We start from the raw sequence: 6,032 nt of genomic DNA on the forward strand, positions 1-6,032 counted from the left end.
GCAGTTACAAGTTAGATAACTTGAACTTCTTCAGCTTGCATGCCTTTCTGACCGCGGGTAGCGATGAAAGAAACCTGTTGGCCTTCTTTCAGGCTTTTGAAGCCGTCGGATTGGATAGCTTTGAAGTGAACGAACAGGTCGTCACCGGATTGTGGAGTGATGAAGCCGAAGCCTTTTTCATCGTTGAACCACTTAACGGTACCGGTTTGGCGATTAGACATGGTGTAACTCCTTGAACAAAGATAACTGCGACTCAGGAAGAACCCTGGCCGAGACTGAGTGCAAAGAGCAGGAAAAATTCTTGTAGATGGTTGGATCGAAATTCAACATATCGTGTAGAGATTCTCAGTGACACAAGCAGCACAGTGGCGCCACCTTAACCCTTTTTCCGGAACGTGCCAATGGTTCTTGCGAAGGTTTCTCTTTTTTAATGACTGACGGTGCATAACATGGCGGTGAGGCCCCGGAATTCACGGGGGATCGGCGAGAATTGTCTCCCGGACTTTGAACCCTGAGCGCCTGCCCGGTAAGATGCCGGACAGAATTTTTCCACCTCGCTATTCAGGACACCCGCCATGAGCATCAAATCGGATAAGTGGATTCGCCGCATGGCGCAAGAGCACGGCATGATCGAGCCCTTCGTGGAGCGTCAGATGCGCGGCAGTGACGACAGTCGTGTGATCTCCTATGGTGTGTCGAGCTACGGCTACGATGTGCGTTGCACCAATCATTTCAAGGTGTTCACCAATATCAATTCGGCCATCGTCGATCCGAAAAACTTCGACGCTGGCAGCTTCGTCGACATCCACAGCGACGTGTGCATCATCCCGCCAAACTCCTTCGCCCTGGCCAGTACCGTCGAATACTTCCGCATTCCGCGCAACGTATTGACCATCTGTCTGGGCAAGAGCACCTACGCTCGCTGCGGCATCATCGTCAACGTGACCCCGCTCGAGCCCGAGTGGGAAGGCCATGTGACCCTGGAGTTCTCGAACACCACCAACCTGCCTGCGAAGATCTACGCGAACGAAGGCGTGGCGCAGATGCTGTTCCTCGAGTCCGACGAGGAATGTGAAGTGTCCTACAAGGATCGTGGCGGCAAGTATCAAGGCCAGCGTGGCGTGACCCTGCCGCGTACCTGAGTCAACCGTCTGACAAACCGTTGGAATTCCTGAGCGGGCGTACACTCTATGGGGTGTACTGCTCCGATTCGCGCAAGGCGGATCGGGCCATCGCCCAGGAGTGCTTCATGAAGATCGATCCGCGAATAAGTGCCGAACTGGCAAGGCTTGAGCCCAATCAGGTTGGCGTGCTGGCCTGGTCCTTGTTGGCGCATCCGCCAGTCAGCATGGCAGGGGGCATCCCCCATCAGCCTGATCCCGACACCCCCAATGAAGATCCGACAGAACCCGGAGAACCCACCCTGCCGGATGAGTCACCTCCCGCGCCAGTGGTCTGATCCCCGCTTTTGTAGGAGCGAGCAGCGCTCGCTCCTACAGGAAGGTGGCGTTTTACTTGAGGTTGCCGCTCAAGAATTGCTTCAACCGCTCACTCTTCGGATTGCCCAGCACGTCTTCCGGCGCGCCTTCTTCTTCCACCAGCCCCTGATGCAGGAACAGCACCTGGCTCGACACTTTGCGGGCGAAGCTCATTTCATGGGTGACCATGATCATGGTCCGGCCTTCCTCGGCCAGGCCCTGAATGACCTTGAGCACTTCGCCTACCAGTTCCGGGTCGAGTGCTGAGGTTGGTTCGTCGAACAGCATGACTTCCGGTTCCATGGCCAGCGCACGGGCAATGGCTACCCGTTGTTGCTGACCGCCCGACAGGAACGCCGGGTACTGATCCGCCACACGCGGCGCCAGGCCAACCTTGTCGAGGTAACGTCGGGCACGGTCTTCGGCTTCTGCCTTGCTGCAACCGAGCACCCGCCGCGGGGCCATGGTGATGTTTTCCAGCACCGTCATATGGCTCCACAGGTTGAAGTGCTGGAACACCATGGCCAGGCGGGTGCGGATTCGTTGCAGCTCATCGGGGTCGGCCACATGGATGCCGTGACGGTCCTTGGCCATCCGGATGTTCTGGCCGTCCATGCTCATGGTGCCGTCGTTGGGTTGTTCTAGAAAGTTGATGCAGCGCAAAAAGGTGCTTTTGCCCGAGCCGCTGGCGCCGATCAGGCTGATGACGTCGCCGGTTTTGGCCTTGAGCGAAACGCCTTTGAGCACCTGATGATCGCCATAGCTTTTATGCAGGCCTTCGATGGTCAGTTTGTACATGGGGCATGCATCCTCAAGGCGAAAGTAGGTAGCCGCTGCGATAGGCTTCGGTACCCGCGATGTGGGCGATTACCATGCCGGCAGTGGCCATGCGCCGTAGCGAACGGGCGTACATCAGCCCGGCGACGGTGCAATGAACAGGGGTGACGCGATCATTGATCGGGTCGATGACTTCGGCGATCAGTTGCCCGGCCTCCAGGTATTCCCCGGGCAGGGCCGTAAACACCAGCAGTCCGCCCACGGGTGTCGCTACCGGTTCGACGCCGGCCAGCGGCGTGGCCGGGTAGGGCAGTTCCGGTAAGGGCGCCGGCTCTCCGGCAATCGCGCCGAAGTGAATCAGATAATCGATCAGCGCCTGGCAATCGAGGCTGGCCAACGGGTGATTGACGTCGCCCTGACCGCGCAATTCGACGGTGACCGAAAAGCTGCCCAGCGGAATATCGAAATGCTCGCCGAAGCGTTCTTTCAACTGCCACCAGAGCAGGGTGAAGCATTCATCGAATGACTGGCCGCCAGAGTCGGTGGCCAGCAGGCTGGCTTCGGCACCGATGTAACGTGCCAGCGGTTCGACCTGAGGCCAGGCCTCGGGCGTGGTGTAGAGGTGCGCGACGGCTTCGAAATCGCAATGCAGGTCCAGCACCATGTCCGCATCGCAAGCCAGCCGTTGCAGGGTCAGGCGTTGGGATTGCAGTTGCGTGCCGGCGGTCTGGCGCGCCAATACGTGGCGCAGGCTGCTGCGGATCAGTTCGAGGTTACGTTGCGGATCGTCGCCCAGCAGGCCTTCGATCTCATTGCCGACTTCTTCACTCAAGTCGACGAACCAGCGATTGAAGTTCTGCCCGCTTTCCAGCTCGTAGCGGCCCAGTGGAACGTCCATCAACACTTGTTCCAGGCCGACCGGGTTGGCAACGGGCACCAGCACGATTTCGCTGCGCAGCCGGCCGGCGGCTTCCAGCTCCGCCAGACGCTGTTTGAGATGCCAGGCCACCAGCATGCCGGGCAATTCATCGGCATGCAGGGAGGACTGGATGTAGATCTTGCCTTTGGCCGCCTGGGGGCCGAAGTGGAAGCTATGGATCTGTCGCACGGTCCCCGGCAGTGGGGCCAGCAGGTCATGAATCTGGTGGCGCATGTACGAATTGTCCTAGTGAGTCGGCCCGAGGAAGGCCAGCCATCGGCGTTCGGCGAGGCGGAACAGGCCGACCAGCGCAAAGGTAACGGTCAGGTAGATCAGCGCGGCGATGCCGAACGACTGGAACGTCAGAAAGGTCGCAGAGTTCGCGTCCCGAGCGACTTTCAGGACATCCGGGATGGTCGCGGTGAACGCCACGGTGGTCGAGTGCAGCATCAGGATCACTTCGTTGCTGTAATAAGGCAACGAGCGACGCAGCGCCGACGGCATGATCACGTAGGCATAGAGCTTCCAGCCGGTCAGACCATAGGCCTTGGCCGCTTCGACTTCGCCGTGAGCCATGCTGCGAATCGCCCCGGAGAAGATTTCCGTGGTGTAGGCGCAGGTGTTCAGGGCAAAGGCCAGGATCGTGCAGTTCATCGCATCGCGAAAGAACGCATCGAGGACGGGCTGGGCGCGCACGGCCGCCAGGCTGTAGATGCCGGTGTAACAGATCAGCAACTGAATATAGAGCGGCGTACCCCGAAACAGATAGGTGTAGAACTGCACCGGCCAGCGCAGATATAACTTGGGGGAAACCCGAGCAATGGACAGTGGGATCGACACCAGAAAACCGATGAAGATCGACGCACTGAGCAGCCACATGGTCATGGCCAGGCCGGTGATGCTGTAACCGTCGGTATAAAGGAAGGGTTTCCAGTATTCCTGCAAGAGCTCGATCATCGTACGGCCTCCCGGGCACCGGCGGCGTAGCGGCGTTCGAGCCAGCGCAGGACAACGTTGGAGGCGCTGGTGATCAGCAAGTAGATCAATGCGGCCAGCACCAGGAAGTAGAACAGTTGATAGGTGCTTTTACCGGCGTCCTGCGCAGCCTTGACCAGGTCGGCAAGGCCGATGATCGAGACCAGCGCGGTGGCCTTGAGCATCACCATCCAGTTGTTGCCGATTCCCGGCAGGGCGAAGCGCATCATTTGCGGGAACACCACGAAGCGAAAACGCTGGCCACGTTTGAGGCCGTAGGCAGTGGCGGCTTCGACCTGGCCCCGTGGCACGGCGAGGATCGCCCCGCGGAACGTTTCGGTGAAGTACGCGCCATAAATGAAGCCCAGGGTGATGACCCCGGCGCTGAACGGGTTGATCTCGATGTATTCCCATTCCATGAGGTCGGTAAGCGAGGTCAGCCAGGTTTGCAGGCTATAGAAGATCAGCAGCATCAGCACCAGGTCCGGTACCCCGCGAATCAGCGTGGTGTAGAGCTGGGCCGGTATCCGCAGCAGTTTGACTTTTGACAGCTTGGCACTGGCGCCCAGCAGGCCGAGCAACACGGCCACCAACAGCGACATCACCGATAATTTGATGGTCATCCAGGTGCCTTCCATCAGCAACGGACCGAAGCCCTGAAGGCTGAAGGCAGAGAGCCCCAGGTTTTGTAATAGGTTTTCAAACATAAATCAGCAACCTGATCGGGTGAAAAAAGCGCCCACCGCGAGATGGGCGCCGGGCATTATTTGCCGCTGTACAGATTCAGATCGCCAAAGTGTTTCTTCTGAATGGTGGCGTAGGTGCCATCGTCGTGTAACGCTTTGATACCTTTATCCAGAAGTGCTTTCAGCTCTTTGTTACCTTTCGAGATACCGACTGCTGTTTTGGCCGGCAGCAATTCGCTGTCGACGGGCTTGCTGACTTCGTAATCGGCGCCTTTTGGCGATTTGATGAAGCCCAGTTCGGCTTGCAGCATGTCCTGGATCGCGGCGTCGAGACGACCGGAAGTCAGGTCGGAATACACCTGATCCTGGTTGGCGTAGGCCTGGGTTTTCACGCCGGCCTTGTCCAGCACGGCTTTGGCATAGGCTTCCTGAATGGTGCCTTGCTCGTAACCGACGGTTTTACCCTTCAATGTGGCGACGTCTGCGCTCAGGCCGGAGCCTTTCTTGAACACGTAGGCGGTAGGGCCGGAGAACAGCTCGCTGGAGAAGTCGATGACTTTTTCGCGGGCCGGCGTGACGGTCATCGAAGAGATCACACCATCGAATTTATTGGCCTTGAGGCCCGGAATCATGCCGTCGAAATCGCTTTCGACCCATTTGCACTTGACCTTCAGTTCGGCGCAGATCGCATTGCCCAGGTCGATGTCGAAGCCTACCAGGCTGCCGTCGGCTGCCTTGGACTCGAACGGCGCGTAGGAAGGGTCAACGCCAAAACGCAATTCTTTGTATTCCTTTGCCAGCGCGGAGCCGGCAGCCATGCACAACGCCAGTGCAGAAAGGGTCAGCAATGCTTTTTTCATTATTCAATCCCTAAGAACCAATATGAGCGCTTGTGGCGCAGAAGTACTGTTACTGAAAAGCGTAAGACCTATTAAAAGTAGCAATTTCCGAACCAGAGTCCCGAACAAGCGTTTTAAAAGGTGATACAGGAAATGGCAAAGCGAGATTTGTGCACGAAAACGGGCATTGCCAGATCTCTGCTCCTGAATGGTGCGCAGGGGGCTCATATCCATTAAGTCTTGATGCAATTTGTGTAGCAGCTGTCGAGCCTGCGAGGCTGCGTTCGGCTGCGCAGCAGTCGTGAATCCGGCTGACGCGGTTTGCCTGATGCACCACAAGTTCTGGTTTTACGACTGC

The 6,032-nt window shown here is 57.9% G+C and carries 8 protein-coding genes and 1 pseudogene; 2 read left to right on the forward strand and 7 right to left on the reverse strand.

Features of this window, described 5'->3' with window-relative positions; all coding sequences use genetic code 11:
- Positions 1 to 11: 11 nt before the first annotated feature.
- Positions 12 to 221, reverse strand: a complete 210-nt coding sequence (locus tag PMI21_RS06455) for a cold-shock protein (protein ID WP_002554837.1) — start codon at positions 219 to 221, stop codon at positions 12 to 14.
- Positions 222 to 575: 354 nt separating this feature from the next.
- Between PMI21_RS06455 and dcd the strand changes: the two genes are divergently transcribed.
- Positions 576 to 1,142 (forward strand): dCTP deaminase, encoded by a 567-nt coding sequence (gene dcd, locus PMI21_RS06450; protein WP_007940589.1) that lies wholly within the window; start codon positions 576 to 578, stop codon positions 1,140 to 1,142.
- A gap of 107 nt (positions 1,143 to 1,249) precedes the next feature.
- A complete protein-coding gene (locus PMI21_RS29145; RefSeq protein ID WP_007940590.1) occupies positions 1,250 to 1,459 on the forward strand; it encodes a hypothetical protein in 210 nt (69 codons plus the stop codon).
- Positions 1,460 to 1,511: 52 nt separating this feature from the next.
- Here the strand turns inward: PMI21_RS29145 and PMI21_RS06445 are convergent, their stop codons facing one another.
- From PMI21_RS06445 to PMI21_RS29950, 6 genes and pseudogenes are all read right to left on the reverse strand, one after another.
- On the reverse strand, positions 1,512 to 2,276 hold the full coding sequence (locus PMI21_RS06445) for an ABC transporter ATP-binding protein (protein WP_007940591.1): 765 nt from the start codon (positions 2,274 to 2,276) through the stop codon (positions 1,512 to 1,514).
- 13 nt (positions 2,277 to 2,289) lie between these two features.
- Entirely contained in the window at positions 2,290 to 3,408 is a 1,119-nt protein-coding gene (locus tag PMI21_RS06440; protein WP_007940592.1) for a succinylglutamate desuccinylase/aspartoacylase family protein, read from the reverse strand.
- Between the two features lie 12 nt (positions 3,409 to 3,420).
- The gene (locus tag PMI21_RS06435) at positions 3,421 to 4,131 is read right to left on the reverse strand and encodes an ABC transporter permease (protein ID WP_007940593.1); all 711 of its coding nucleotides are present in this window, start codon (positions 4,129 to 4,131) and stop codon (positions 3,421 to 3,423) included.
- Complete coding sequence (locus PMI21_RS06430; protein WP_007940595.1) at positions 4,128 to 4,856, reverse strand: ABC transporter permease; 729 nt, start codon at positions 4,854 to 4,856, stop codon at positions 4,128 to 4,130. The genes PMI21_RS06435 and PMI21_RS06430 overlap by 4 nt, the downstream gene beginning before the upstream one ends.
- Before the next feature lie 56 nt (positions 4,857 to 4,912).
- Positions 4,913 to 5,695: a transporter substrate-binding domain-containing protein gene (locus PMI21_RS06425; RefSeq protein ID WP_007940596.1), complete on the reverse strand. Its 783-nt coding sequence runs from the start codon at positions 5,693 to 5,695 to the stop codon at positions 4,913 to 4,915.
- Positions 5,696 to 5,744: 49 nt separating this feature from the next.
- Positions 5,745 to 6,032, reverse strand: a pseudogene (locus tag PMI21_RS29950) (hypothetical protein); the annotation flags it as partial.

Source organism: Pseudomonas sp. GM18, assembly GCF_000282195.1.
In the GTDB taxonomy this organism is placed as follows: domain Bacteria; phylum Pseudomonadota; class Gammaproteobacteria; order Pseudomonadales; family Pseudomonadaceae; genus Aquipseudomonas.

What these genes read in the sequence shown, in the direction of transcription:
- PMI21_RS06425 (WP_007940596.1), bottom strand. Translation starts at nt 5,695, where the DNA reads ATGAAAAAAGCATTGCTGACCCTTTCTGCACTGGCGTTGTGCATGGCT.
- PMI21_RS06455 (WP_002554837.1), bottom strand. Translation starts at nt 221, where the DNA reads ATGTCTAATCGCCAAACCGGTACCGTTAAGTGGTTCAACGATGAAAAA.
- PMI21_RS06430 (WP_007940595.1), bottom strand. Translation starts at nt 4,856, where the DNA reads ATGTTTGAAAACCTATTACAAAACCTGGGGCTCTCTGCCTTCAGCCTT.
- PMI21_RS06435 (WP_007940593.1), bottom strand. Translation starts at nt 4,131, where the DNA reads ATGATCGAGCTCTTGCAGGAATACTGGAAACCCTTCCTTTATACCGAC.
- PMI21_RS29145 (WP_007940590.1), top strand. Translation starts at nt 1,250, where the DNA reads ATGAAGATCGATCCGCGAATAAGTGCCGAACTGGCAAGGCTTGAGCCC.
- dcd (WP_007940589.1), top strand. Translation starts at nt 576, where the DNA reads ATGAGCATCAAATCGGATAAGTGGATTCGCCGCATGGCGCAAGAGCAC.
- PMI21_RS06445 (WP_007940591.1), bottom strand. Translation starts at nt 2,276, where the DNA reads ATGTACAAACTGACCATCGAAGGCCTGCATAAAAGCTATGGCGATCAT.
- PMI21_RS06440 (WP_007940592.1), bottom strand. Translation starts at nt 3,408, where the DNA reads ATGCGCCACCAGATTCATGACCTGCTGGCCCCACTGCCGGGGACCGTG.